This is a genomic window from Curtobacterium subtropicum, assembly GCF_030362975.1.
Lineage (GTDB): Bacteria > Actinomycetota > Actinomycetes > Actinomycetales > Microbacteriaceae > Curtobacterium > Curtobacterium subtropicum.
In genome coordinates this window covers 13,815-40,530 of record NZ_JAUCMM010000017.1, presented here as the reverse complement: position 1 = coordinate 40,530, position 26,716 = coordinate 13,815, and the positions used below count along the sequence as shown (strand labels likewise).

Below are 26,716 nucleotides of genomic sequence, written 5' to 3'. Positions count from 1 at the left end.
CGGCGCCGCCGCCGGCGCCGCCGCCGCGCTACGCCGCGCCGGCCACGCGCCGGGCCTGCGCGACCGCCGCCCGCACGCCCCGGTCGAACGCGGGGCCGTGCCCGGGGAGCACGTGCCGGGCCTCGGTGTCCTCGAGCCGACCGAGCGACGCCACCGCCTCGTCGACGTCCGACATCGCGGCCGGGGCGACCACCCGCGGGCCGATCCCGCCGGTGTACGGGTCGAACGTGACGAGCGCGTCGCCCGCGATCAGCGCGTCGCGGTCGGCGAAGTGGAGCGCCACGTGCCCGTCCGTGTGCCCGGGCGTCTCGATGATCCACGGGTGGCCGGGGACGTCGGCGCGGGACGCCAGCGGCTGCGTCTCCGCGATCCCGTCCACCGTCGCGACACCGGCGAGCAGCATCCGTCCGAGCGGCGCGAGCCCTCCCGGGTGGAGTGCGACGAAGCCGAAGCGGTTCGTCTGCGGCCGGTACGAGTACGGGTGCGCCGCCAGCTCCCGGTCGCCCGGGTGCACGAACACGGGCGTGCCCCACTCCCGGTGCATCCGGGCGGCGGTCCCGACGTGGTCGAAGTGCCCGTGCGTGAGCAGCAGGCCCTCGACCCGGTCGGGTGAGTACCCGAGGTCGTGCACGGCGAGCAGCAGGTGCGGCCAGGCGGCGGGCAGCCCCGCGTCGACGACGAGCAGGCGGTCGCCCGTCTCGACGAGGTACGTGTTGGTGTGTGCGATCTCGAGGCGGTGGATCCCCTCGGCGACGTCCCGGAAGAGCATGGCCTGCACCGTAGACCGCGGCTCCTCGGGGCGGCGGAGGGTCCGGCCTGGTAGGCACGAAGCATGGCCAAGGACAGCATCCCCGAGCTCGAGCTCGCGAACGTGCGCACGCGCGAACGCCTGACCGACAGCGTCAGCGAGATCAGGCGGCGCGCCGACGTCCCCGCCCGCACGCGGCTCGCGGTGGCGAAGGCCAAGCAGCGGTGGCACCGCGACCCCACCCCGCTCATCGCGATGAGCATCACCGCGGCGACCGGCATCGCGGCGATCGTCCTCGGCACCCGCATCGGACGGACCGACGCAGGCCACCTGGACAAGCCGCCGGCGTCGACGGCGTTCACCGCGCTCCTGCCGTTCGGCGCGCGCGGCGAGCCCGACACCGACCAGACGCGCGGCGGTCGCAAGGGCCGGAAGGCCCGACGCAAGGCCGCCGAGGAGTCGCTCGAGCGCGACCCGGTCCACAAGAACCGCGTCAAGCAGCGCGCCGGCATCGCAGCCGTGCAGCGTCGTGCGACGGCGAACCGGAAGCAGGCCGCGAAGCGGTCGAAGGCGACGGCGAAAGCTCTCGCAAAGGCGAAGGGCTAGACCATGGCGCGCAGGGACAAGAGCCTCGAGCGGGAGATGCAGCACAAGCCGGAGCCGGACGACCCCCGCAAGCCGGACAGCCCGACCGACCTGACGAAGCCGTCGTTCACGTACACGCTGAAGAAGACCCTTCGGGAGTTCACCAGCGACCAGTGCACCGACCTCGCCGCGAGCCTGACGTACTACACGGTGCTCGCGCTGTTCCCGGGCCTGCTGGCGATCGTCTCGATCCTCGGCCTGGTGTCGAACCCGCGGGACACGATTGACACCCTGCTCGACGTCGTGTCGAACGTCGGTGGCGGGCAGGTCGCCGACCTCCTGCGCGACCCGGTCGAGGGACTCGTGCGCTCGCCGGCGGCGCCGATCACCTTCATCGTCGGTGTGCTCGGCGCCCTGTGGTCCGCCTCGGGCTTCGTCGGGGCCTTCGGCCGGGCGATGAACCGCATCTACAACGTCCGCGAGGGCCGCCCGATCTGGAAGCTCCGTCCGACCATGCTCGGCGTCACGGTGTTCACCGTCGTGCTGCTCGTGATCGGGCTGCTCGTGCTCGTCTCCGGGCCGCTCGCCCGGGCGTTCGGGGACCTCGTCGGGCTCGGCGACGTCACGGCCACCGTGCTGCTCATCGTGCAGTGGCCGATCCTGCTCGCGATCATGATCGTCATCGTCGCGGTGCTGTACTACTGGGCGCCGAACGTCCGCCAGCCGAAGTTCCGGTGGGTGAGCGGCGGCTCGCTCGTCGCCATCACGATCTGGATCGTCGCGAGTGTCGGGTTCGGGTTCTACGTCGGGAACTTCTCGAACTACAACGCCACGTACGGCTCCCTCGGTGGGGTCATCGTGTTCCTGCTGTGGATCTGGATCACGAACAACGCGCTGCTCTTCGGTGCCGAGTTCGACGCGGAGATCGAACGTGGGCGCGAGCTGCAGGCGGGCATCCGGGCCGAGGAGGACATCCAGCTCCCCGAGCGCGACACCCGGCAGATCGACAAGCAGGAGGAGCAGCGCGCCAAGGACGTGCTCGAGGGCATCAGGATCCGCGAGAGCGCGGGCCGCACGAAGGACTGAGCGGGTGGCCGGCCGGTCCTGCACATCCCGTCCGGTGGGCGCGGGTGTGCACAGCCTGGAGGCGCGGCACCGGCCCGTCACGCCCGCTCCGTAGGGTGGACGCATGACCGACACCGCACCTGCCGCAGACCGTCCGACCGCCCTCATCACCGGGGCCACGCGCGGGATCGGCCGCGCGATCGCGCTCGAGCTCGGACGCACCCACCACGTCCTGGTCGGCGGACGCTCCGCCGACGCCGTCGGCGGGCTGGTGGACGAGCTGCCGAGCGCGGCACCGTTCGTCGGGGACCTCGGCGCCGGCGACGTGCCGGAGCTGCCGGCGTCGCTCGACGTCCTCGTGCACAGCGCCGGGGTCGAGCAGGGCGCCCGCGTCGCGGACACCCCGCGCGAGGTCTGGGAGACCGTGTTCGCCACGAACGTCTTCGCGGTCGCCGAGCTCACACGTCGGGCGCTCCCCGCGCTCCGGGCAGCGCGGGGCATCGTCGTGCCGATCAACAGCGGGTCCGGGTTCATCGCGGGCCCGGGCGGTGGCGTGTACGCGGCGTCGAAGTTCGCACTCCGGGCCTTCGCCGACGCCCTCCGTGAAGAGGAACGGGGCAACGGCGTCCGGGTGTCGAGCGTGCACCCCGGCCGGACCGACTCGGACATGCAGCGGGCGCTGACCGAGAAGCTCGGCGAGGACTACGACACCGCCTACTACCTGGCGCCGGAGGACGTCGCCGCGGCCGTCCGGACCGTGGTCGACCTGCCGGAGCGCGGCACGATCGAGTCGCTCGCGATCCGGCCGACCCGGAAGCGCTGACCCCGGCTACCCGAGCTCGATCCTCGTCGTCAGCGACAGGCGGTCGAGGAACGTATCGTCGTGGCTGACCACGACGAGGGCGCCGTGGAACGCCCGGAGCGCGTCCACGAGCTGGTCGACGCTCGTCAGGTCGAGATCGTTCGTCGGCTCGTCGAGCACCAGCAGCTGCGGCGGTGGGTCCGCGAGCACCAGGGTCGCCAACGCCACCCGGAAGCGCTCGCCGCCCGACAGCGACGCGACCGGACGGTCGACGGTGTCGCCGCGCACCAGGAGCCGAGCCAGCTGGTTGCGGAGCTCGCCGTCGGGGACGTGGGCAGCCGCCCGACGCAGGTTCGCGAGCACCGTCGCGTCGTCGTCGAGCGCGTCCCGCCGTTGGGGCAGGTACCCGATCCGGTCGACGTGCGGGGTCGCGGACGTGTCCGGCAGGGGGTGTGCACGCGCCTCGGGTGACCCCACGAGCTGTTCGAGCAACGTCGTCTTGCCGACGCCGTTCGCACCGGCGACCGCGATGCGCTCGGGGCCCTGCACGACCACCGACCGGCCACGGACGGTGATCGTCGCGATGCGCCTCGACGCCGGCACGTGCGGGTCCGGCAGCGTGACGTGCAGCGACTCGTCGTCCCGGATTCGCAGCTCGGCCTCCTGCACCGCGGCCCGCGCCTGCGCCTCGGCCGACCCGTGGGCGACCCGCAGTCGTCCGGCGGTCTCCTGCGCCTTCTTCCGTTGCTCGTTCGCCAGGATCCGCGGCATCGAGCGGCCGGCCTGCTCGCCCGCCCTCGCCCGGCGCGCGATCGTCGTCTCGGCCTCGATGCGCTGCCGCTGCTCGGCGCGGTGCCGTTGCTCGGCGACCCGGACCTCGCGGGCGACCGCTTCCTGCTGCACGGCGAGGTGTTCCTCGTACGCGCGGAACGTCCCACCGAACACCGTGGCCGATCCCGACCGCAGCTCGACGGTCTCGTCCACGTGCTCGAGGAGCTCGCGGTCGTGGCTGACGAGCACGAGCGTCCCCGTCCACCGGTCGACGAGCTCGAGGAGCGCTGCACGGGCGGCGCGGTCGAGGTTGTTCGTCGGCTCGTCGAGGAACACGATCGGGGCCCGGCGCATCCGGATGCCCGCGACCGCGGTGAGCACGGCCTGCCCACCGGAGAGCGACGTCACGGGCCGGTCGAGGCCGGTGCCGTCCAGCCCCGGCACGGACGCGAGCGCGGCGGCGGCGCGTTCCTCGACGTCCCAGTCGTCGCCGACGGCGTCGAGGTGTTCCTCGGTCGCGTCACCGCCGAGGACGGCCCGCAGCGCGCTGACCGTCCTGCCGACGCCGAGCAGGTCCGCCACGGTGTCCCCGGGGCGGGCGTGCAGCCGCTGGGGCAGGTGGTCCACCGGACCGGAGGTGCGGATCGACCCGGCCGTGGGGCGGAGCTGCCCCGTGGCGAGCCGGACGAGCGTGGACTTGCCGGCCCCGTTCCTCCCGACCAGACCGGTGCGGCCGCGTCCGAAGGCGGTGGTGAGGTGGTCGAGCGCGACGGAGCCGTCGGGCCAGGTGAAGGTGAGGTCGTCGAGGACGACGGACGGTGTTGCGGGCATGGGTGTGCCTCCCGGATCGTGAGCTGGGCGCACGACACCGGACCCGCGGCGACCGGAGGGGTCAGCGACGCGGCAGCGCCCGACGGGGCGCGACGATCACGGTGTCAGTGCGAGGACTGCGCGGTACCGGTGATCGACTGCACGGCTGCTCGTTTCGTCGGGGACCCCCGTGTCCGCCACCCGTGCTGCCGGTCGGTCTCCCGCCCCGGCGGCCCCGCGTGACGACGAGGTGACTCCTACCGTACCGCTTCCGGGGCGGGAGGTGACAGGCTGGGGGCATGCCGGAGAACCTGCTGCCGAACCCGACCGCGAGCCCCGCGACCCTGCTGCCGGAGGAGCCCGAGGTGACCGCCGCGCTCGCCGCCGACGCCCCGGTGTCGAGCGTCGTCCTGTCGCACCCGTCCTCGAGCCTGGCGTGGGCGCTCCTCGCCGACGAGGCCTGGGCGCGGGGCGCGACCCTGGAGTCCTACGCGTACGCCCGTGTCGGGTACCACCGGGGCCTCGACGCCCTGCGGAAGGCGGGCTGGCGCGGTGCCGGGCCGGTGCCGTGGTCGCACGGGCCGAACCGCGGCGTGCTCCGCGCGCTGTTCGCCCTGCGCCGTGCGGCGTCCGCGATCGAGGAGCCGGGCGAGCCCGAGCGCCTGACGGAGTTCCTCGACGCGTCCGACCCCGAGGCGCTGCGCGCGCTCACCGCGGGGGAGTAGCGCAGCGCCGCGCTGCGCCGCCGCCGCGCTGCGCCGCCGCCGCGCTGCGCCGCCGCCGCGCTGCGCCGCCGCCGCGCTGCGCCGCGGGCGCCGGACCCGCCGTCGAACCACGGATCCGACATCGAACCAGCCCTCGGGCCTGGTTCGATGTCGGATCCCTGGTTCAACCAGCGGCGGCGACGCCGCTCGCCGCCCCGCCCGCCCCGCGACCCCTACCCGAGCACCACGCTCCACGAGAACGCCTGCGGCCACAGCTGGTGCTCCGGCAGGACGTCGAGCCCGCACGCCCGCGACCCGAGCCCGTGCTGCGCCGCGTCGAGGTACAGGTACGCGTGCTCCGGCGTCGGCAGCTCGTAGGGGTGCATCGCGCGCCCGAGCTCCTGCGCGGTCCACGGCGAGAGCGTGAAGCCCGCGCGGTGCGCCCCGACGGTCGACACCGTGAACGGGCCCACCGACAGCGTCCGCAGCGCGGGCCGGTGCCCGGTCTCCTGCGGCATCGAGTAGTCCACCGTCAGTGCGCGCACCGGTGCGCTGAACCGTCCGACCCGAGCTGCCCGGGACGAGTCCGCGTAGGACTCCGCCGGTCCGGTCCCGAACCACGAGGCGTCACCGTCGAGCACCGACGCCGGCAGGTCGAACCGCACACCGATCCGCGGCCACGTCACGTCCCACGCCCCGAACGGCACCGCGTCGGTCTGCAGCAGCAGCCCGTCGTCGGTCAGCGTCCAGCGGTGCGTGACGTCGACACCCCACCCACTGTTCGCCGCCGCCACACGGACCCGCTGCTCCAGCCCGTGCTCGCTCCGGGTCACCGACACGAGCCGGTGCGTCAGCCGGTCGAGCCCACGCTCGCGCCAGCGGACCGCCGAGGCTGGGGCGTTCGGGTCACCGACGCCCTTCGTCAGCACCGGGTCGGCCGTCTCGTAGCCGCCCTGCGAGGCCAGGCTGTCGTTGTCCGTCGGCGCGCGCCACAGCTCCAGGCGCGGCCCCGCGACCTCGTGCCCCTTCCAGGACACCAGGTCGCCGCGGGCGGTGAAGGTCCCCTCGCCGAGACGGTCACCGTCCCAGCCCTGCCGGGAGGCCCGGGGCACGTCCGCCGCGCGGCTCGCCACGAGCCGCTGCGTGCGTGCGACGACGTGGCCGGTGTCCGCCCACGCGGTCGGCCCCGCCAGTTCCGCCGCCACGTCGAACCACAGCTCGTCGCCGGGCGCCAGGGAGTCGGCGTCCGCCGCGGCCGCGAGGACCTCGTCGGGGACCGGGACGGTCGCCGACCGGCGGGCCGCGACGACCCCGGGGGTGAAGCGGCCGCTCGCCTCCTCGACGCCGTTCCGCGACAGGGTCCACCGGAAGCGCAGCCCCGCGGTCGAGGCCGAGTGGTACCGGTTCTCGATGAGCACGGTGGTGTCCGACACCGAGAAGCGGACCGGGGCGACGACCGCCGCGAACTCCGCCAGACCAGGGGTGGGGGTGTCGTCGGGCAGCACCAGGCCGTCCATCACGAAGTTGCCGTCGTGCACGACCTCGCCGAAGTCACCGCCGTAGGCGTAGTAGTCCTCACCGGACGCCGTCTGCGCGAGGAGCCCGTGGTCCCGCCACTCCCAGACGAACCCGCCGTGCAGGCGCGGGTACCGGTCGACCAGGTCCTCGTACTCCTGGATCTGCCCGGGCCCGTTGCCCATCGCGTGGACGTACTCGCAGTGCAGGAACGGCTTCGACCGCTGCCGCGCCGCCTCGGCCGGACCGCACCCGAGCAGCGGGGTCTCCGGACCGCCGCCGATCGACTCGGTCTCCTGCAGCGTCGGGTACATCCGTGAGTACACGTCGGTGTAGGCGCCCGTGTAGTCGCCCTCGTAGTGCACGGGGCGCTCGGCGTCGCGGTCGTGCACCCACTGCGACATCGCCGCCAGGTTCCGCCCGGTGCCGGACTCGTTGCCGAGCGACCACATCACGATCGACGCGTGGTTCTTGTCCCGCTCGACGGTCCGGGCGATGCGGTCCAGGTAGGCGTCGCGCCAGGCCGGGTCGTCCGAGGGGTTCCCGACCCAGTCGGTGAACAGGAAGCCGTGGGTCTCGAGGTCGCACTCCAGGACCACCCAGAACCCGAGCTCGTCGGCCAGGTCGAGCACGCGGGGGTGGGGCGGGTAGTGCGAGGTGCGGATCGCGTTGACGTTGTTCCGCTTCATGAGCGCCATGTCCGCGCGGGCGTGCTCCTCGTCGAAGACGCGGCCCCGCACGGGGTGGGTCTCGTGCCGGTTCACCCCGTGGAACACCACACGCTCGCCGTTCACCAGGAAGCGGTCGCCCTCGATCGACACCGTGCGGAAGCCGAGGCGCAGCGAGACGGTCTCGCCGCCCGCGCGGCCGCCGGCGTCGGTGCCGGTCGACACGGTCGCGTCGTACAGCTTCGGGACCTCGGCGCTCCACGGCTCGACACCCTCGAGCGTGATCGGCGCGACCTCGTCGGCCGAGGCCCACGTGACGTCGACGCCGAGGTCCGGCACCCGGAAGCGCACCGGGAACGCGGCGTCGAGCGTCGGGAACGTGATCGTCCCCGTGCCGGTCCCGGGCCGTCCGGACGCGGCGGTGCCGGCGGTCGCGGCGTCACCGAGGCTCGAGGTCCAGCCGGCGCGGACGAACACGTCGTCGATCGGCGCGGTCGGTCGGGCGAGCAGGGCGACGCTCCGGAAGATGCCGGGCAGCCACCACTGGTCCTGGTCCTCGAGGTACGAGGCAGCCGACCACTGGTGCACCCGGACGAGCAGTTCGTTCGTGCCCGGCACGAGCAGCGGGGTCACGTCGAACTCGGTCGCGAGCCGCGACCCGGTCGACCACCCGACGAGGGACCCGTTCAGCCACACCCGGAAGTGCGACTCGACGCCGTCGAACCGCAGCAGCACGCGGGCCGCGCCGTCGAAGGACGCGGGGAGGGAGAACGTCCGCCGGTGGTCGCCGGTCGGGTTCTCCTCCGGCGGGTGCGGCGGGTCGATCGGGAACGGGTACTGCAGGTTCGTGTAGCTCGGCGCACCGTGCCCGTGCAGGACCCAGTGCGACGGCACGGGGAGGCTGCCCCACTCGTCCTCCACGCCGTTCGGCGAAGCCGAGGACCCCGGCACCGGGACGTCCGCGACCGGTGACCACCGGAAGTCCCACTCCCCGTCGAGCGACAGGGACGGGGCATCGGTGTGCAACCAGGCCCGCGGCGCGAGCCGGGTGTCCGAGCCCGGTGCCGTCGAGGCGAGTGCGGCGAGCGCATCGGGCGTGTTGCTGGTGGAGGACGAGTGAGCAGCGATGGTCAACCCTTGACCGATCCTTCCGTGAGGCCCCCGCGCCAGAAGCGCTGCAGGACGATGATCGCGATCACCAGCGGGATCACCGAGACGAGCACGCCGCCGGTGGTGAGCTGGTAGAACTCTGGCAGACGATCGACCTGTGCCCGCCAGTTGTTGAGTCCCAGTGTGATCGGGTAGAGCTTCTGGTCCGCCAGCATGATGAGCGGCAGGAAGAAGTTGTTCCAGATGCCGACGACCTGGAACAGGAACACGGTCACGAGTGCCGGGGTCATCTGTCGGAGCACGATCGTGTGGAAGATCCGCAGCTCGCCCGCGCCGTCGATGCGCGCCTGCTCGAGCAGTGCCGTGTCGACCGAGGCCGCCGCGTACACCCGGCACAGGAACAGACCGAACGGGGAGACGAGGCTCGGGATGAGCACGCTCCAGTACGTGTCGGTCAGGCCCATGGTCGAGAAGAGCAGGAACAGCGGCAGCGCGGTCGCGGTCCCCGGCACGAGCACGCCGCCGAGGATCGTGCCGAACACGAGCTGCCGCCCGCGGAACTCGTACTTCGCGAGCGCGTACCCGCCGGCTGCGGCGAAGTAGGTCGCGAGGACCGCGCCGACGCCCGAGTACAGGATGCTGTTCGCGATCCACCGGACGAAGATGCCGCCGTCGTACGAGAACACCTGCTGGATGTTGCTGAACAGGGCGAACTCGCCGCCGAACCAGAACCCGTTCGTCGCGAACAGGGCGCCGGTGGTCTTCGTCGCCGCGATGACGACCCAGTACAGCGGCACGAGGAAGTAGACCGCGACGATCACCAGGATCGCGGTGACGACGATCTGCGAGCGCGGGGAGCGGTCGAGCTTCCGGCGCTGGTGCGCCGTGATCGACGTGGTGTCGACGGGCTCGGCGGCCCGCTTGGTCACCGGCGCCTCGATGGCTTCACTGGTCATGCTTCCGCCCCCTTGCTGTCGGCCTGGGCCCCCGTCGTCCGGTTCCGGATCGCCGCGGAGCTTGCGGAGCGGGGCTCCGGCCGTGGCGATGGGGAGAGGCGCGGCGCGGCTCCGGTGGTGGTGCTGCGGTTCGCGACGCCGGTGGCGGGTCGCGACCCGGTGGCGGACGTGCCGCGCGTCTGGAGCGCACGCCGTGCCTCCAGGCCGTCGCGCTTGGCCCGCTTCCTCTGGTCGCGCTCGTTCTTGGGCGCGCGGTTCGTCAGCGCGAGGAACGCGAACGACAGGATGAACGCCGCCAGGGCGATGATCACGGCCTGCGCGCTCGCGACGCCGTACTCGTTGAACGCGAAGGCGTTCGTGTACGCGGCGTAGTTCGGCGTGTACTCGGTGTCGATGGCGGGCGCGACCGTCGACAGGATCTGCGGCTCGGCGAAGAGCTGCAGCGTGCCGATGATCGAGAAGACCGTCGTGAGCACCAGGGCCGGCGCGATGAGCGGGATCTGGATCCGCCACGCGACCTGGAAGGCGTTCGCGCCGTCCATCTTCGCGGCCTCGTAGACCTCGCCCGGGATCGACTTGAGCTGCGCCACGATGATGAGCATGTTGTAGCCCGTGTAGGTCCACGTGACGATGTTCGCGATCGACCAGAGCACGCTGTTCGCACCGAGGAAGTCCGGCTGCAACCCCATCGACTGCAGCAGCGACACGATCGGCGACAGACCGGGCACGTAGAGGAACGACCACAGGATCGTCGCGATGACGCCGGGGACGCCGTACGGCATGAAGTAGACCGCGCGGAAGAAGGCGGGCCAGCGGGCGCTCGCCGACTCGAGCAGCAGCGCGAGGATCGTGCAGAGGACGATCATCACCGGTACCTGCACGATGCCGAACAGGAGCATGCGCCAGATGGAACCGACGAAGCCGGCGTCGTTCAGGGCGGTGACGTAGTTGTCGAAGCCGGCGAAGCGGCCGGTGACGCCGTCCTCGCCGAACAGGCCCTCGCGGTCCACGGTCGTGAAGCTCTGGAAGAGCGCGCTGATGATCGGGATGATGAACGTCAGGACGAACAGGGCGAGGAACGGGGCGAGCAGGATCCACGGGGCGCGCTTCTGGGCGCTCGTGGCCTTGGTGCTCGTGCGGAAGCCGGAGCCCGGCTGGGTGGCGGTCGTGCGCTCCTGGGTGGCGGTCATCGTGCGGTCCTGACGCTGAGGCCCTTGTCCTTGAAGGACTGGACGATCTCCTGCTGGGCGAGCTCCACAGCATCGGTGAGCTTCAGCCCACCGGTGAGCTTGCGGCGGAACTGGTTCTGCAGACTGGTGAAGGCGGACTGGGTCACGGGCGACCACGACCACTCCAGGTTCTGCTCCTTGGCCGAGGGGGCGAAGACCTCCTCGTTGTAGTCCTGCCCGGAGAACCACTCGGACGGCTGCTGCCGCGCAGCGCCGATGTAGTCCTTGGCCGGCGACCACCCGATGCCGCAGTACTTGATCATCGCGTCGACGCCCTCCTTCGAGGTGGTCATCCACGTGATGAACTCGAGCGCCTCCTTCGGGTGCTTCGCGTTCGCCAGCACGGCGGCCGTCGAGCCACCGATCGAGCTCGAGCCGTAGCCGGTGTCGCCCCACGTCTGCATCGGCGCGACCTTCCACTTGCCCTCGCCGCCCTGCACGGACTGGATGAGGGCGTCACCCCAGCTCGCGCTCGTGACGGCGGCGATCTTGCCGCTCGCTGCGGCCGCGTACCAGCCGGGGGAGTACGCCCCGGCGCTGGTGTCGACGAGCTTGTCGTCGATCACCCCGTCGAAGAACTCGGCGACCATCATGGTCTTGTCGTCGGTCATGTCGACGACCCACGCGTCGCCGTCCGTCCGGAACCAGCGCGCGCCGGCCTGCTGCGCGTACGCGGCGAAGGGCGAGGCGTCGGCGACCGGGAACACCTCGAGGTAGTTCCCGTTGCCCGTCCCGCGCACCTTGTCGGCGAGGTCGCGCCACTCGTCCCACGTCGTCGGGGGCTGGCCGCCGGCCTGCTCGAGGATCGCGGTCTGGTAGTAGAAGCCCATCGGGCCGGTGTCCTGCGGGATGCCGTAGACGCCGTCGACGAACTCGACCTGCGACCACGCTGCCTCGTCGTACCTCGACTGCACGTCCTTGGCGCCGTACCGGGCGAGGTCGACCAGGCCGTTGGCGAGCATGAACTCCGGGATCTGCCGGAACTCGACCTGCCCGATGTCCGGACCACCGCCGGCCGCGAGCGCGGAGTACATCTTCTGGTACCCGCCCGAGTTGCCCCCGGGGATCCAGTTCGCGGTCACCTGGATGCGCGGGTTCTTCGCGTTCCAGACGTCGCAGACCTTCTGCAGGTCCTTGAGCCAGGCCCAGTAGATGATCTGGACGGTCTCGCTCCCGGCTGCCGCGGGAACCAGCGGGGCCTTGTTGACGTTCGTCGACCCGGGCACGGCGCACCCGGCGAGCAACCCCGCCGCAGCTGTTCCGAGTCCGAGTCCGAGCAGGTTCCGTCGCGACAGGACGGTTCTCGATGGGATGGGTGTCATCACGGCTCCGGTTCGTCGTTGAGCGGGGTCGGAGCCAGCAAAGCACGAAACCGAGTGGTGCTGTGCATTCACGAAGGGTTCACGGCGGGTCGTGACCGGATCGTGGCCGGGCTCCGGCCGGCACGGCTGGCTGCGTGTTCGCTCCGACCTCCGAACGTGGTCAGTGCCGAGCGCGCACCGTGGGCAGCACGTAGAACACCGAAGCCGCGGGCGGCCCGACGACGTCGTCGGCGGCACTGACGCACGAGGGGCAGACGATGACCGATCGCGGGAACAGCACGCACGGACCCGAGCTCGACGACCAGCTCGCGCACGAGGCGCAGAGCATCGTCCAGGGGCACGGCAGCAACGCGCACGTCGAGGAGTTCCGGCAGGCCGAACCGGTCCCGGACGACACCGACGACGCCGAGACGGTCGCGGCCTCGGGCTACGACGGCGAGGGTGAGGGCTCCCTGCAGGACGACTCCACCGACACCACCTCGGACGGGTCCGGCTCCGACACCGTCTTCACGACCGAGACCGACGAGGAGGGCGATCGCTGATGGTCCAGACCTCCCGTGGGACCAGCGCCCTGCAGCCCGAGGTCGTCGAGGCGCTCCAGACGCCGGGCACCTGGGCGTGGGCGTACGTCGACGCGTCCGGCAACCGCGAGGACCCACGACGCATCGCGGCCCTGCAGCGCCGCACCGTGTCGGACGCGCTCTCGGGGCAGGGGTGCTCCGAGCGGGCCGCGCAGATCATCGAGGAGGAGCTCGTCGAGCAACCGGGCGTCCCTGCGCCGGTCGCCCGCTACGTGCTCGTCCGCGACGACGAACTCGTGCTCAGCGAGGTGCTGCCGGGGCACCTGCACGGGCAGGAGTCGATCGGCACCGGCGCCGTCCCCGACCTGCTGCCGCTGCTCGCGCACCGGCCCTTCGACCTGCCCTTCCTGGTCGTCACCGTCGGACGCGAGGGCGGCGGGTTCCGCAGCTACCGGCTCGGGCACGCGGCCACCGGCGCCGCCGAGGACGAACAGCGCGTGCAGGGCCGCACCGACACCCTGCACAAGGCGAAGTCCGGCGCCGGGTGGAAGCAACCGCACTGGCACCAGCACGCCGAGGAGATCTGGAAGCAGACCGCCGGCGAGGTCGCGGCGGCGATCGAGGAGGCCGTCCGTGCGACCTCGCCCCGCCTGATCGTGCTCGCCGGGGACGTCCGCGCCCGGGAGCTGCTGCGCGGGGAGCTCTCCACGTCGACCCGTGCACTGGTGACCGAGGTCGCCGTCGACCCGCGTGCCGACGACGCGTCCGAGAAGGCGCTCGTGCAGCACGTCGACCTCGCGCTCGCCCGGGTGCTGGCATCGCGGCGGCACGACGTGCAGGACCTCCTCCGCACGCACGAGGGTCGCGGGGACAACGAGAGCGTCAGCGGGCTCGGGTCCGTGGTGTCCGCGCTGCAGCAGGCGCAGGCTGCCGTCGTCGCGCTCGACGCCGGTGCCCTCGGCGACCGGACGCTGTACGCGCTCGACGCCGCGCCGTGGATCGCCACCGCCCCCGAGCAGGCGGCCGGTGCGACGGTGCTCGGGCAGGTGCCGGCGGTCTGCGCACTCGTGCGGGCGATCGTCCTGACCGACGCCGAACTCGTGCTGGTGAACGCCGCGTCGCTGCCGAGCGGTGCCCCCGCGTCCGCGCTCCTGCGCTGGCCCGTCGGCCCCGCAGTGCCCGCCTGAGCCCTGCCGGTCGCGCCCCCTTCCGCTCGACCCCTGCCGCGGACCCCTTCCGCGGAACGCGACGTCGGCGGCTGCTCGCAGCGTCACAGCCCTGCGAGGAGTCGCCGACGTTGCGTGTTGCGGAACAGCCCCGCGCCCTCGCCGCCGAGGCCCGCTGGGCGTCAGTCGTGCGAGACGTCGGTGCGCGGGACGACCGGCAGCGCGAGCAGCGGCAGCGCGGCCACGATGGCGAACGACGCCGCGAAGCCGAGCACCCCGACGAGGGCGCCGACACCGGGGCCGACGGCGCTCGCCGCGAGGAACTGCCCCGTGTTCTGCGCACCGAGCGCCCGTCCGGACCACGACGGCCCCGCTGCCTCGGCCACCGACGTGTAGGCGAGCCCGTTGTCCGCCACGGTGACGCTCGTGGCGATGACGAGGAACACCGCGGCGGGTGCCCAGTGCGACACGTCGACGAGCGCGAGCGCGCCCATCACCGCGGCCGCCGCCACGGCGACGATCCGCAGCGGCCCGACCCGGGACCCCGCGCGGTCGCTCCAGGCGCCGACGAGCATCCGGCCCACGGCGCCGACGAACTGCGAGGCCCCGACCAGCAGGCCCGCCGCCGGTGTCGACCAGCCGAGCCCCACGAGCCAGACCAAGCCGTACGTCGAGAGCGTGAACTGCGGCACGACGAGCAGCACCGACACCAGGTGCACCCGCCACAGGAAGCCCGACGCCCGGTACGGGTTGGCGGAACCGGTGCCCGGGGTCGGCGTCGTCGCCCCTCGCACCGGTCGCGGTGGGTCGACGATGCCGACGGCGCAGAGCAGGGTGAGCACCGCGCACAGCACGAACGGCAGCACGAGGGCCGTCCGGACCCCGTGCGTCTCGGTGAGCACCGGCACCGTCACGGCAGCGAGCGTCACCCCGAGGGGCTGCGACATCTGCCGGATGCCCATCGCGAGGCCGCGCCGCTCCTTCGGGAACCACCCGACGACGACCCGTCCGCTCGCTGCGTTCGTCGACGCGCTCGTCATCCCCGCCGCCAGGAACGCGACACCGAGCAACAGCGGGTCACCGGCCGTGATCCACGCGCCGACGACGGTGAGCGTGGTCAGCGCGAGTCCGCCGGCGATGACGACGCGCTCGCCGACCCGGTCGGTCACCGCGCCCCAGGCGATCAGGGTGAGGACGAGGCCGATCGTCGGAGCGGCGGCGAACAGTCCCGCCGACGCGAAGGGCATCCCCTGCGCCAGCAGGTGCGGGATGAGCAGTGCCGGTGCGGCGACCACGAGGGTCCCGGCGGCCTGCGCGGCGACGCCGAGCGCGAGCATCGTCCACGCCCTGGCGGGGACGACGGCCGGAGCTGCGGTGGAGGTCTGCGCGGGCACGGCGTTCCGATCGGGAGTGGTTGGTGTACCAGGACGGTATACCAACACCCGTCGATCTGCACTACGCTGGTCCGCCGTGACCGAGACGACCGAGACCGCCGCGCCCGTGTCGCAGACGAGCCAGCTCTACGACAACCTCCGTGCGGCGATCCTGACCCTCGACATCGCCCCCGGCGAGCGCATCTCCGAGCGCGGGCTCGAGGGTCGCTTCCACGCGTCGCGGACCCCCGTGCGCGCAGCACTGTCGCGGCTCGAGCGCGAGGGGCTCATCCTCCACGAGGGGCGGACGTGGACGGTCACGCCGATCGACCTCGACGAGATCGCCTCGCTCGCGGAGCTCCGCGGCGTGCTGGAACCCGCCGCGGCTCGTCTCGCCGTCGAGCGGGCCTCGGCCGAGCAGCTCGACGAGGTCCGTGCGCACCTCGACCAGCTGCGCAGCACGCCCGACCGCGAGGCCGGGATCCGCATGGGCTCGACGTTCCACCTGGACCTTGCGGCGCTCGGCGGCAACCGCTTCGTCACCGACGCCATCGCTGACGCCCTCACGCGGCTCGAGCGGACGCGGTGGATCGAGGTCCGTACCGCCGAGGCTCGCGAGGCCGCGTGGGAGGAGCACAGCGCGATCCTCGACGCCGTCCGCTCGGGCGAGGCCGACCGGGCCGCCGAGTTGCTCGCGGCGCACGTCGCCGGGACCAACGACCGTCTGCTCGCGTTCATCGCCCAGGAGCGGCGGCGCCTGCGCGGTGCGGGCATGGCGATCGTCGGCAGCCCGGAGCTGCTCGGCGACAGCGAGCCGGCCGCGACCCAGGCGCCCTGACCCGGCCGCGCTGACCCAGGTGCCCTGACCCGGCCGCACTGACCCGGCCGCGCTGACCCGGCCGCGCTGACCCGGCCGCACCCGCTCGCTGCGGCGACCCGGCCGCACCGACCGAGCGGCACCGGCGGGACCTGCGAGGCGGACCGACCCGTGCCTCCCGGCCGGTCAGGCCCTGGTCGTGGGTTCCTCGGATCCGTCGATGTCCTGGGCGGCCCATGCCGCCCCGTGCTCGGTGTGGTCGAGGAGCGCGTCGCGTACCTCGGCCTCGTCGGTGGTGAGTCGGATGGCGTGCTTGCTGCCGGACCGCGTCTGCTGGGACATCGAGAGTTCCTCCTGTGTGCGTGGGCACCGTCGTGGTGCGCTTCCTCACGGGACGTTCTGAGGTCGCAACAGTCTGCGCCCGCCTGTCAGGGGAACGCAAGGGTCTCGGCTGGCCTGTGGAGAAGTCGCAGGCAGCCTCGTGCCTAGGATGGTCCGGCCGCGCACCGGTACCGCGGCCGGGCGGACGTCGGACGGGAGGCACGGCATGGGCGCGCAGCGCACCGCACCTCCCACGGTCTACGACGTCGCGTCCGAGGCCGGCGTCTCCATCGCCACCGTCTCCCGCGTGCTCCGCACGCCGGACGCGGTCCGCGAGGGCACCCGCGACCGGGTGCAGGCGGCGATCCGGAGCCTCGGCTACGTGCCCTCCGGCAACGCGCGCGCCCTGGCCGGCAAGCGGACCGGCGTGGTCGGCCTGCTGCTGCCCGGGTTCGACGTCGTGCCGGACGAGCGACCCGACCTCGTGACCGACGGCGGCGTCCGCGTGGTCGACGACCGTCGGCACGTCACCCAGCCCTTCTCGTCGAACCTGTACTTCGACGAGGTCCTGCGCGGTGCCGAGACCGAGGCGTGGCAGCGGGGGCTCGCGCTCATGGTGGCGGCCGGTCGAGGCTCCTCGCGCGACGTCATCGTGAACGACGTCGCCGGTCGCGTCGACGGCCTCGCGGTGCTCGCGCAGACGGTGCCCGACGACCTGCTCGAGCACGTCGCGCGCCGGATCCCGGTCGTGGTGCTCGCGGACGACCGCCGCTCGCACGGCTTCGACTCGGTGAGCGTCGACAACGCCGCGGGCATGCGCACACTGGCCTCGCACGTGATCGGTCGGCTCGGGATCCGGTCGCTGGCCTACCTGGCGGGGCCGATCGACTCGCCGGACGACATGGAACGGTCGACTGGCTTCCGGCAGGCGCTCGCCGACCACGACCTGGCGGTGTCGGACGTGCGGGTCGTGCACGGCGACTTCGGACGGGCACGCGCCCGGGAGCTCGCCTCGGCACTGTTCGACGGCGGTGACGTGCCCCGCGGGGTGATCTGCTCGAACGACCAGTCGGCGCTCGGGGTGCTCGATGCAGCGGGAGCGCGGGGGTTGCGGGTCCCCGAGGACGTCGTGGTGACGGGCTTCGACGGCATCGACGCCGGACGGTTCTCGGCGCCGCCCCTGACGACGGTTCACCAGCCGATGGGGGAGCTCGGACGCGCTGCCGTCCGGGCCATCGTCGACCGGTTCGAGCGGCGCGAGGGGCCTCCGCGGGCGGTGCGACTGCCGGTCGAGGTGCTGCTGCGCGAGAGCTGCCCGCCGACGCTGTAGCGGGCGCGGGCGCGGGCGTCCGGCGCTGTTCGTCCGAGCGGCCCTGGCGCAGGTCGCACGACATGCCGCCGGTTGCCGCTCCGGTCGCACGACCCGCCGTCCAGACTTCCACCCGGGCGGCACGTCGTGCGACCGGAACGCTCGCGGCGCGACCCGTGGCCACCGAAGCCGGCGATCGGAACCGCGGTTGCGCGCCGTGATGTAAGCGCATACATTGGGCACAGCACCCATCGACACGGAGGTCGACCGAGCAATGACGCTTCCCCCACAGCGCACGCGCGGGCACCGCGACCCGCGCCCGGACGGACGGCGGACGCCACCGGCGCCGCGCACCCCCGCCCGACGCCGCGGCCGCATCGCCGCGGCCATCGCCGGACTCGCGGTCGTGGCCCTCGTGGCCACCGGCTGCAGCATCCAGGTCCGCTCGGAGCCGGACCCGAGCATCGGCAAGGACACGATGCTCATCAACGCGGACCGCGGCAACCCGCTGTTCGACCGCAACTTCAACCCGTACATCTCGAACGCCCGCACCGCGAGCAAGTGGATGTACGAGCCCCTCATCGAGATCAACCCCCTCGACGGCAAGGGCACCCCGTGGCTCGCGAGCTCGTGGAGCCAGCCGGACCCGAAGACCATCGACATGACGATCCGGAAGGGCGTCGAGTGGTCCGACGGCACGGAGTTCACCCCCGAGGACGTCCTCTTCACGTTCGACCTGCTCAAGAAGTTCCCCGCGATGGACATCAAGGGCGCCTGGCAGCACATCAATCGCATCGAGCAGGACGGCGACCACGTCGTCTTCCACCTTAAGGGCGACGACGTGCCGAGCCTCAACATCATCGGCGCGACGTACATCCTCCCCGAGCACCACTACGGGAAGATCAAGGACCCCACCACCTGGCGTGACCCGGACCCCGTCGGCACCGGCCCGTTCGTGCTCGGCAACTACTCCGACCAGCAGTACTCGATGGACAAGAACCCGCGGTACTGGCAGGCGGACAAGATCGCCATCGAGCACCTGATCCTGCCCGCGACGAACACGCAGCTCGACACCGTCACCCGCGGCTACGACTGGGCGTACTCGTTCATCTCCGACGTCAAGGGCACCTGGGGTGCGGCGTCCCCGGACAACGAGTGGTGGTTCCCGGCCGGCGGTGTGATCGGCCTCATCCCGAACCTGACGAAGGCGCCCTACAGCGACGTCAACGTCCGCAAGGGGATCTCGTACGCGCTGAACCGCGACGACATCGCCGAGACCGCGTCCGAGGGCAACCTCAGCGCCGCCGGGCAGACCGGCCTGATCCTGCCGAACCAGGAGCAGTACCTCGACCCGTCGATCCCGGACAGGGGCATGATCACGCAGGACACCGACCGGGCGCTGGCCGAGCTCGCGAAGTCCGGCTACGAGCAGCAGGGCGGCAAGCTCGTCAAGGACGGCAAGCAGCTCGAGATCAAGCTCATGACCGCGAACGGCTACTCGGACTGGCTCCGTGCCGCGCAGCAGGTCCAGCGCGACCTCGGGAAGATCGGCATCAAGGTCGACATCCAGGCACCGCAGCCCGCCGGGTACCAGCAGAACATCAACAACGGCCAGTTCGACATGGCGATGGGCGGCATGGGGAACGGCGACGTCTTCCAGGCCTACAACTCGCTGCTGTCGAGCGACTTCTACCAGCCGGTCGGCAAGTCGACCGTGAACAACTTCGAGCGGTACCGGAACGCCGACACGCAGCAGCTCCTCGACGCGTACAAGGCGACGACGGACCGGGCCGAGCAGCAGCGGATCCTGAACCAGCTGCAGGCGATCGTGTACGACGACCTGCCCGTGATCGGCATGTACTACGGCGGGCTCTGGGGGCTGTTCAACACCGGCAAGTTCGTCGGGTGGCCGAGCGCCCAGGACCCCTACATGGCGCCGCAGAACTACGACTCGGCACCGCTGCTCATCTTCACGAAGCTCCGACTCCGTGACAGCGCAGCCGGCAAGAAGATCCTCGAAGAGCAGAAGACGCAGACGAAGGAGGCAGGCAAGTGAAGTACATCCTCCAGAAACTCGTCCTCTTCGTCCTCACCCTCTGGGCCGCGGTCACGCTGAACTTCGTGCTCCCGCGCCTCATGCCGGGCAGCCCGTCCGACGCGGCGCTCGCGAAGCTCAGCCAGAACGGCCCGGTCACCGACGCCACGAAGAAGGCCATCGAAGCCCAGCTCGGTGTCCCCTCCGGCAACCTCTGGGACCAGTACGTCAGCTACCTGCACCAGGTCGTGACGCTCGACTTCGGCACGAGCTACACGTTCTACCCGCAGCCCGTCGGCGACCTGGTCGGTCGCGCACTGCCGTACACGCTCGTGCTCGTCGGCACGGTCACGATCCTCGCCTTCGTGATCGGCACCCTGATCGGGGTCGCGGCGGCCTGGAAGCGCGGCACCTGGCTCGACTCGCTCCCGACCCTGTCGGGGTCGTTCATGTCGACGTTCCCGTACTTCTGGACGGCACTCCTGCTGCTGTTCTTCCTCGGCTACGTCCTGCACTGGTTCCCGACCACCGGAGCATCGTCGGCGACGAGCGTCCCGGGCTGGAACGGCACGTATATCGGCGACGTCCTGCGGCACGCGATCCTGCCCGCCGTGACGATCCTGGTGACGAGCCTCGGCGGCTGGATCATCGGCATGCGCAACGCGATGATCAACACCCTCGGCGACGACTACGTCACCTTCGCCGAGGCGAACGGCCTCCGTGGCCGCACGGTCGCCGTCCGCTACGCCGCGCGGAACGCGATCCTGCCGAACCTGACCGGCTTCGGCCTGGCCCTCGGCGGCGTGGTCGGCGGCTCGGTGCTGGTCGAGCAGGTGTTCGGCTACCCGGGCATCGGCTACCTGCTGTTCAACGCCGTGATCGGGCAGGACTACCCGCTCATGCAGGCCCTCTTCCTGATGATCACCGTGTCGGTGCTCATCGCCAACTTCATCGTGGACGTCCTGTACGGCGTCCTGGACCCGAGGACGCGCCGATGACCCAGACCAACGCACCGGACACCACCGTCGCAGTACGAACCCAGCAAGAACAACAAGCCCCTTCCAAGCTCAGGGCAGCAGGAAGACAGTTCGGCGTCGTCTGGAGCAACACCAAGGCACGCGTCGGCATCTGCATCCTCGCCTTCTTCGTCCTCGTGGCGATCCTGGCCCCGCTCCTCGCCCCGTACGGCGCCAGCCAGAACGGCTTCGAGCGCAACGCCGACGCGACCTGGGCGCACTGGATGGGCACCACCGCCGCCGGCGAGGACGTCCTCTCCCAGCTGATCTACGGCGCCCGGGTCTCCGTGCTCGTCGGCGCGGTCGCGGGCTTCCTGTCCACACTCGTCGCCGTCGCGATCGGCCTGAGCTGGGGCTACATCCGCGGCTGGGTCGCCGAGGTCATCGGGTTCATCGTGAACCTGTTCCTCGTCATCCCCGGTCTGCCGCTCATGATCGTCATCGCGGCGTACCTGCAGAACGGCGGCATCACGGTCATCATCGCCGTGATCGTCGTCACCGGCTGGGCGTGGGGCGCCCGCGTCCTGCGCAGCCAGACGCAGTCCCTGCGCAGCCGCGACTTCGTCACCGCCGCGCAGTTCTCCGGTGACGGCGCGACCCGCATCGTCTTCCGCGAGATCCTGCCGAACATGACGAGCCTCATCGTCGGCAGCTTCTTCGGCGCGGCGACGAGCGCGATCCTCGCCGAGGCGGGCCTCGAGTTCCTCGGTCTCGGCGACTCGTCGATCGTCAGCTGGGGCACGATCCTCTACTGGGCGCAGAACTCGAACGCGCTGCTCACCGGCCAGTGGATCCTGCTGTTCGCCCCGGGTCTCTGCATCGCCCTGCTGGCGATGAGCCTGACCCTCATCAACTTCGGCGTCGACGCCGTGTCCAACCCGCGGCTGCGCGAGGGCGCGCGGCGCAAGAAGGAGGCAGCAGCATGAGCGGCCAGACACCCGACGTGACCGGCGACGGCCTGGAGGCCCGTGGCGGCACCGCCACGCGCCTCCCGTCCGACGGCACCCAGGCCGACGTCCTGCTCGACGTCCGCGACCTGTCCGTCGTCTACGAGTCGGCCGGCCAGACGGCCGTCCAGGCCGTCGACCACGTCTCGTTCAGCCTGCGCAAGGGCGAGTTCGTCGGCCTGGTCGGGGAGTCCGGCTCCGGGAAGTCGACCCTCGGCTACGCGCTCACCCGGCTGCAGAAGCCGCCGGCGCGGACCAACGGCGGCAGCATCGTCTTCGGCGGGAGCGACATCCGCGACCTCGACGACGAGGCCCTCCGCCAGCAGCGCCAGGGCGGCTTCGCGATGGTGCTGCAGTCCGGCATGAACGCGCTCAACCCGGTGCGGACCGTGCGCAACCACTTCATCGACGTCTTCAAGGCCCACGGGCACGTGCCGCGCGAGCGCTGGGACAGGCGGATGCGCGAGCTGATCGGCAAGGTGAAGCTGCCCGAGACGATGCTCGCGCGGTACCCCGGCGAGCTTTCGGGCGGCATGCGGCAGCGCGTCTCGATCGCCCTCGCGCTCTCGCTCGAACCGCAGCTCATGGTGTTCGACGAGCCGACCACGGCCCTCGACGTCCTCGTGCAGCACGCCGTGATGGACACGATCATCGAGCTGCAGCGCTCCGAGGGGTTCACCGCGATCCTCATCAGCCACGACCTCGGCATCGTGCTCGAGGCCACCGAGCGCGTGCTCGTCATGCACGAGGGGCGGATCGTCGAGGACGGCCGGTCGCTCGAGGTCCTGCGCGACCCGCAGGACGACTACACGAAGATGCTGCTCTCGCACTACGCGGACCCGCGTGCTTCGGTCGTGTCGCTGCCGGGGTTCCCGGACCGGTCGCTCCGCGGCACGGACCAGACCCGGCAGGAGACCACGTCCTCGTTCAGCACCGTCGGCTCCCGTGAGCGTTCCGCCGCGAAGAACCCGATCGTCGTCGAGCACCTCGTCAAGACGTACCCGGCACCCCGCCGTGGCGAGCAGCCCGTGCAGGCCGTCCGCGACGTGTCGTTCACGCTCGAGCCCGGGCAGTCGCTCGCTCTCGTCGGCCAGTCCGGCTCGGGCAAGTCGACGATCGCGAAGATGCTCACCGGCGTGGAGCAGCCGACCAGCGGTACGGTCCGCTTCGGCGACACCGACGTGGCTCGTCTGGGAAGGAGGGGCCTGAAGGACCTGCGCTCCGAGGTGCAGATGGTGTTCCAGGACCCGTACGCCGCGCTCAACCCGCTGCACACCGTCGAGTACATCCTGTCCCGACCCATCGCGAACTACACCGGGCTCCGCGGGCGCGATGCCCGTCGGCGGGTGCTCGAGATCCTCGAGACCGTCGGCCTGACGCCCGTCGAGCAGTTCGCGCAGAAGCTGCCGCACCAGCTCTCCGGCGGGCAGCGGCAGCGCGTGGTCATCGCCCGGGCGCTCGCGAGCGACCCGCAGGTGATCATCGCCGACGAGCCCGTCTCGATGCTCGACGTGACACTGCGCGCCGGCGTGCTCGCGCTGCTCGAGGACCTACGGGAGCAGTGGGGCGTCTCGCTGCTCTACATCACGCACGACCTGCTGAGCGCCCGACTCATCACCGACGACATCATGGTGCTGCACGACGGTGTCGTGGTGGAGCGGGGCCGGACGGCCGAGGTGCTGCAGCACCCGCAGGACGACTACACGGTCGCGCTGCTGGACGCGGTGCCGAACCCGCGGCGGACACTGCTGGCATGAGCACCCTCCACGAGTTCCAACCTGTCCCGGCGTTCGGCCACCTGCCCACGCCCGAGGGCGTCGACGTCGTCGGCATCGACCTGCCCGTCGGGCGGCTCACCGCCTACCGGGTGGTCCCGGACGGCCCCTCGAAGGGCGTGGTGCTCGTCGTCCCCGGGTACACCGGCTCGAAGGAGGACTGGCGCACCTTCATGCCCCTGCTGCGCGAGGCCGGCTGGACCGCGATCGCGATCAGCCGCCGTGGCCAGGCCGACTCCGCGGCACCGACCGCACCGTCCGACTACTCGTTGGACGAGGAAGCGGCCGACGTCGTCCGGGTCGCGGCCCTGCTCGACGACGGGGCGCCCGTGCACCTGATCGGGCACTCGCTCGGCGGGGTGATCGCCCGCGCAGCCGCCATCGCCTCACCGGGGTCGTTCCGCAGCCTCGTGCAGTTCTGCTCCGGCCCGTACGGCTGGCCCTACCGCAAGGTCACCGAGCTGACGATCCTGCACGACACCGGCGGGAACCTCCGCCAGCTGTTCGACTCCACGAACCCACTGTGGGCCTCCCGACCCGACGAGGAGCTGCCCGACGACGTCCGGATGGTCCGCGACCGCTTCGACGCCACGAGCCCGCTGAGCGTCGTCGCGGGCGGGCACATCCTCGAGGACCACACCGACTCGTCCGCCGAGCTCCGCGCGACCGGGCTCCCGGTCCTCGTGGCGCACGGCGAGTGGGACGGCGCCTGGCCGATCCCGTGGCAGCGGCAGATGGCCGAGGACACCGGCGCTCGCTACGAGGTCGTCCCCACCAGCTACCACGGCCCCCACGTCGAGAACCCCGCCGCGACCATCGCCCTGTTCGACGACTTCCTGTCGGCGCACTGACGTCGACGCACCGAAAGGACCCATCATCACCACGCTGCAGTTCCCCGACGGCTTCCTCTGGGGTGCCGCCACCGCCGCCCACCAGATCGAGGGCAACAACGTCAACAGCAACTGGTGGGTGCACGAGCACGAGCCCGACACCACCATCGTCGAGCCCTCCGGCGACGCCGCGGACAGCTACCACCGCTACCGCGAGGACATCCGCATCGCCGCCGACCTCGGGCTGAACTCCTACCGGTTCAGCATCGAGTGGGCGCGCATCGAGCCCGAGCGCGGGTTCGTCTCCCGCGCCGAGGTCGACCACTACCGCCGGATGGTCGAGGCGTGCCACGAGGCCGGCGTCGAACCGATCGTCACGCTCATGCACTTCACCGTGCCGCGGTGGTTCGAGCGCGACGGCTCCTGGCGCGCGGACGACGCCGCCGACCTGTTCGCCCGGTACACCGAGGCCGCGCTCCCGGTCGTGCAGGACGGCGTCCGCTACGTCTGCACGATCAACGAGCCGAACATCGCGGCGATGCTCGCCGGGGGAGAGGACGCGTCGAACCTCGTCGCGTACGGCCTGCCGAACCCCGACCTGCACGTGGCGGACCAGCTGCTCGCGTCGCACCGGCGCTCCCGCGAGGTCCTGTCGCAGGTGCCCGGCATCCGGTCCGGCTGGACCATCGCCACGCAGGCGTTCCGCGCGAACGGGGAGCCCGGTTCCGAGGAGATGCTCCGCGAGTACGGCTACCCGCGTGACGACTGGTACCTCGAGCAGGCCGCGGGCGACGACTTCCTGGGCGTCCAGGCCTACACGCGCACCTTCATCGGGCCCTCCGGTCCGCTACCCGTGTCGGACGACGTCGAGACGACCCTGACCGGGTGGGAGTTCTACCCCGAGGCCTCGGCCGACGGACTCCGCAGCGCGTGGGAGCTGTCCGGCCACGTGCCGCTGATGATCACCGAGAACGGCATCGCCACCGCCGACGACTCTCGCCGCGTTGCCTACACGCAGGGTGCCCTCGAGGGGATCCACCGCTGCATCGAGGACGGCATCGAGGTCCTGGGCTACCAGCACTGGTCGCTGCTCGACAACTACGAGTGGGCCTCCGGCTACCGGCCCACGTTCGGACTCGTCGCGTGGGACCGGGAGACCTTCGCGCGGACGCCGAAGGACTCGGCGCGCTGGTACGGCAGGATCGCGCAGGCGAACGCGCTCGAGACGCGTCGCGACTGACGCGACCACGTGACGGACGGGCGCGCCCCGCTCGGCGGCAACGCGAAGCGTTGCGCGGGGCGCGCCGACCGAGCCTGCGAGGGAGGGGTGGCGGTGCCGCCACGAGCCTCCCGTCCGTCCGTGGGTCACGCGATCAGCGGGTCGCCTCGTCGCTGGAGGGGTCGTCGGCCGAGTACGCCTCGCCGACGGCATGCGCGTCGAACCAGGCGAGCAGCACCTCCTCCGCCTTGCGGGAGCCGCGCTCGCGGGCGAGGTCGAGCGCCGTGCGGCCCTCGGCGTCGAGCACCGTGACGTCCGCGCCGCGCTCGATCAGGGCCTCGGTGGTGCCGCGCCGGTCGAACCAGGCGGCGGCGTGCAGCGGGGCGAAGCCCCAGCGCGGGTCGACCTCGTCGATGCCGGTCGGGTCCGCGCCGAAGCCGTCGAGCTCGAGCGAGAGCCCGCCGACGTCCCCGTGACCCGCTGCGCGCACCGCCGGGGCTGCCCACTCGAGCCAGCCGTCCGGCACCGGGCCGTGCCAGCCGTGGGCGGGGCGCTCCTGCAGCTCGGACCACGCCGACTCGGCGACGGGACGGACCTCGATCACGACGTCGCGGAAGTGCACCGCGAGCTCGCCGGTGGGGGAGAGCAGGAGCCGGAGCTCCCAGACGTCGGCGTCGACGTGGGCGATCTCGCCGCGGGAGACCTGGACGTCACCGGCCGTGACGGCGAGGGGCGCGGTGTCCTCGGGCTCGAGCACCGCGCGGTGGAAGGTGAGCGTCACGCGGGCGTGGTTCCAGCGACGCCACAGGCCGTCCGGGGTGTCGAGCACCTCGTCGTTCCGGACCACGACGACGGCGCGGACCGTGCGGGTCGGCGCTTCGTCGATGCCGGCGGTGTCCGGCGTGCCGGTCGGCGTCGTGGTGGCGGTCTCGTGCCACTCGGCGATGCGGGCCTCGTTCCACGGCACGGACGCGAGGGCCGCGACGGACGGAGGTGCGTCGGTGACCAGGCGGGCGAGGTGCTCGGGGTAGCCCTCGACGTCCTCGAGGGAGACGTACCCGACCCCGGGCCAACCCACTCGACTCCATCGCACGGGGTCGAC

At 71.9% G+C, this 26,716-nt stretch carries 22 protein-coding genes and 1 pseudogene; 14 read left to right on the top strand and 9 right to left on the bottom strand.

Translation table 11 applies throughout. From position 1 onward, the window contains the following. Nucleotides 1–28 precede the first annotated feature (28 nt). Nucleotides 29–769, bottom strand: coding sequence for an MBL fold metallo-hydrolase (locus QUG98_RS16000; protein ID WP_289471482.1), 741 nt, complete (start codon nt 767–769; stop codon nt 29–31). A gap of 63 nt (nt 770–832) precedes the next feature. Between QUG98_RS16000 and QUG98_RS15995 the strand changes: the two genes are divergently transcribed. The 3 genes from QUG98_RS15995 to QUG98_RS15985 all read left to right on the top strand — a co-directional run bounded on the left by QUG98_RS15995 (nt 833) and on the right by QUG98_RS15985 (nt 3,221). Next, nucleotides 833–1,354 (top strand): hypothetical protein, encoded by a 522-nt coding sequence (locus QUG98_RS15995; RefSeq protein WP_289471481.1) that lies wholly within the window; start codon nt 833–835, stop codon nt 1,352–1,354. A 3-nt stretch (nt 1,355–1,357) separates the two neighbouring features. Next, nucleotides 1,358–2,419 (top strand): YihY/virulence factor BrkB family protein, encoded by a 1,062-nt coding sequence (locus QUG98_RS15990; protein WP_289471480.1) that lies wholly within the window; start codon nt 1,358–1,360, stop codon nt 2,417–2,419. 103 nt (nt 2,420–2,522) lie between these two features. After that, nucleotides 2,523–3,221, top strand: a complete 699-nt coding sequence (locus tag QUG98_RS15985; protein ID WP_289471479.1) for an SDR family oxidoreductase — start codon at nt 2,523–2,525, stop codon at nt 3,219–3,221. A gap of 6 nt (nt 3,222–3,227) precedes the next feature. Here QUG98_RS15985 and QUG98_RS15980 read toward each other — a convergent pair whose 3' ends face one another. After that, nucleotides 3,228–4,802 (bottom strand): ABC-F family ATP-binding cassette domain-containing protein, encoded by a 1,575-nt coding sequence (locus tag QUG98_RS15980; RefSeq protein ID WP_289471478.1) that lies wholly within the window; start codon nt 4,800–4,802, stop codon nt 3,228–3,230. 278 nt (nt 4,803–5,080) lie between these two features. Here QUG98_RS15980 and QUG98_RS15975 point away from each other — a divergent pair, with 278 nt between their 5' ends. Further along, nucleotides 5,081–5,506: a DUF3151 domain-containing protein gene (locus QUG98_RS15975; RefSeq protein ID WP_289471477.1), complete on the top strand. Its 426-nt coding sequence runs from the start codon at nt 5,081–5,083 to the stop codon at nt 5,504–5,506. 212 nt (nt 5,507–5,718) lie between these two features. On the opposite strand, the gene QUG98_RS15970 is transcribed toward QUG98_RS15975, so the two are convergent. From QUG98_RS15970 to QUG98_RS15955, 4 genes and pseudogenes are all read right to left on the bottom strand, one after another. After that, the gene (locus QUG98_RS15970) at nt 5,719–8,796 is read right to left on the bottom strand and encodes a glycoside hydrolase family 2 TIM barrel-domain containing protein (protein ID WP_434533458.1); all 3,078 of its coding nucleotides are present in this window, start codon (nt 8,794–8,796) and stop codon (nt 5,719–5,721) included. A 2-nt stretch (nt 8,797–8,798) separates the two neighbouring features. Next, complete coding sequence (locus QUG98_RS15965; RefSeq protein WP_137768609.1) at nt 8,799–9,707, bottom strand: carbohydrate ABC transporter permease; 909 nt, start codon at nt 9,705–9,707, stop codon at nt 8,799–8,801. Nucleotides 9,708–9,985: 278 nt separating this feature from the next. Further along, nucleotides 9,986–10,924 (bottom strand): annotated as a pseudogene (locus tag QUG98_RS15960) (carbohydrate ABC transporter permease); the annotation flags it as partial. Next, on the bottom strand, nt 10,921–12,285 hold the full coding sequence (locus QUG98_RS15955; protein ID WP_289471476.1) for an extracellular solute-binding protein: 1,365 nt from the start codon (nt 12,283–12,285) through the stop codon (nt 10,921–10,923). The gene QUG98_RS15955 and the pseudogene QUG98_RS15960, both read right to left, overlap by 4 nt. A 257-nt stretch (nt 12,286–12,542) precedes the next feature. On the opposite strand from QUG98_RS15955, the gene QUG98_RS15950 reads away from it, so the two are divergent. Together QUG98_RS15950 and QUG98_RS15945 are read left to right on the top strand one after the other, a co-directional pair. Further along, nucleotides 12,543–12,827 carry a hypothetical protein gene (locus QUG98_RS15950; protein WP_289471475.1) on the top strand — a complete coding sequence of 95 codons (285 nt, stop codon included), beginning with the start codon at nt 12,543–12,545 and terminating at the stop codon, nt 12,825–12,827. Next, nucleotides 12,827–13,993: a baeRF2 domain-containing protein gene (locus QUG98_RS15945; protein WP_289471474.1), complete on the top strand. Its 1,167-nt coding sequence runs from the start codon at nt 12,827–12,829 to the stop codon at nt 13,991–13,993. Before QUG98_RS15950 ends, QUG98_RS15945 begins: the two co-directional genes overlap by 1 nt. Before the next feature lie 161 nt (nt 13,994–14,154). Here QUG98_RS15945 and QUG98_RS15940 read toward each other — a convergent pair whose 3' ends face one another. Then, a complete protein-coding gene (locus QUG98_RS15940) occupies nt 14,155–15,309 on the bottom strand; it encodes an MFS transporter (protein ID WP_289471484.1) in 1,155 nt (384 codons plus the stop codon). Nucleotides 15,310–15,442: 133 nt separating this feature from the next. Between QUG98_RS15940 and QUG98_RS15935 the strand changes: the two genes are divergently transcribed. Continuing rightward, nucleotides 15,443–16,183 carry a GntR family transcriptional regulator gene (locus tag QUG98_RS15935; RefSeq protein WP_289471472.1) on the top strand — a complete coding sequence of 247 codons (741 nt, stop codon included), beginning with the start codon at nt 15,443–15,445 and terminating at the stop codon, nt 16,181–16,183. Between the two features lie 165 nt (nt 16,184–16,348). On the opposite strand, the gene QUG98_RS15930 is transcribed toward QUG98_RS15935, so the two are convergent. Continuing rightward, nucleotides 16,349–16,504, bottom strand: a complete 156-nt coding sequence (locus tag QUG98_RS15930; RefSeq protein WP_289471471.1) for a hypothetical protein — start codon at nt 16,502–16,504, stop codon at nt 16,349–16,351. Nucleotides 16,505–16,709: 205 nt separating this feature from the next. Here QUG98_RS15930 and QUG98_RS15925 point away from each other — a divergent pair, with 205 nt between their 5' ends. The 7 genes from QUG98_RS15925 (at nt 16,710) to QUG98_RS15895 (ending at nt 25,635) form a co-directional block, all read left to right on the top strand. After that, nucleotides 16,710–17,813 carry a LacI family DNA-binding transcriptional regulator gene (locus tag QUG98_RS15925; protein ID WP_289471470.1) on the top strand — a complete coding sequence of 368 codons (1,104 nt, stop codon included), beginning with the start codon at nt 16,710–16,712 and terminating at the stop codon, nt 17,811–17,813. A gap of 253 nt (nt 17,814–18,066) precedes the next feature. After that, on the top strand, nt 18,067–19,848 hold the full coding sequence (locus tag QUG98_RS15920) for an ABC transporter substrate-binding protein (protein ID WP_289471469.1): 1,782 nt from the start codon (nt 18,067–18,069) through the stop codon (nt 19,846–19,848). Continuing rightward, complete coding sequence (locus QUG98_RS15915) at nt 19,845–20,825, top strand: ABC transporter permease (RefSeq protein ID WP_111226808.1); 981 nt, start codon at nt 19,845–19,847, stop codon at nt 20,823–20,825. The genes QUG98_RS15920 and QUG98_RS15915 overlap by 4 nt, the downstream gene beginning before the upstream one ends. Continuing rightward, a complete protein-coding gene (locus QUG98_RS15910) occupies nt 20,822–21,769 on the top strand; it encodes an ABC transporter permease (RefSeq protein ID WP_289471468.1) in 948 nt (315 codons plus the stop codon). The genes QUG98_RS15915 and QUG98_RS15910 overlap by 4 nt, the downstream gene beginning before the upstream one ends. After that, nucleotides 21,766–23,547 carry an ABC transporter ATP-binding protein gene (locus QUG98_RS15905; RefSeq protein ID WP_289471467.1) on the top strand — a complete coding sequence of 594 codons (1,782 nt, stop codon included), beginning with the start codon at nt 21,766–21,768 and terminating at the stop codon, nt 23,545–23,547. Before QUG98_RS15910 ends, QUG98_RS15905 begins: the two co-directional genes overlap by 4 nt. After that, on the top strand, nt 23,544–24,416 hold the full coding sequence (locus QUG98_RS15900) for an alpha/beta fold hydrolase (protein WP_289471466.1): 873 nt from the start codon (nt 23,544–23,546) through the stop codon (nt 24,414–24,416). Before QUG98_RS15905 ends, QUG98_RS15900 begins: the two co-directional genes overlap by 4 nt. Before the next feature lie 22 nt (nt 24,417–24,438). After that, on the top strand, nt 24,439–25,635 hold the full coding sequence (locus QUG98_RS15895) for a glycoside hydrolase family 1 protein (protein WP_434533457.1): 1,197 nt from the start codon (nt 24,439–24,441) through the stop codon (nt 25,633–25,635). A gap of 133 nt (nt 25,636–25,768) precedes the next feature. Here the strand turns inward: QUG98_RS15895 and QUG98_RS15890 are convergent, their stop codons facing one another. Further along, on the bottom strand, nt 25,769–26,707 hold the full coding sequence (locus tag QUG98_RS15890) for an ankyrin repeat domain-containing protein (protein WP_289471465.1): 939 nt from the start codon (nt 26,705–26,707) through the stop codon (nt 25,769–25,771). Between the last annotated feature and the right edge of the window lie 9 nt (nt 26,708–26,716).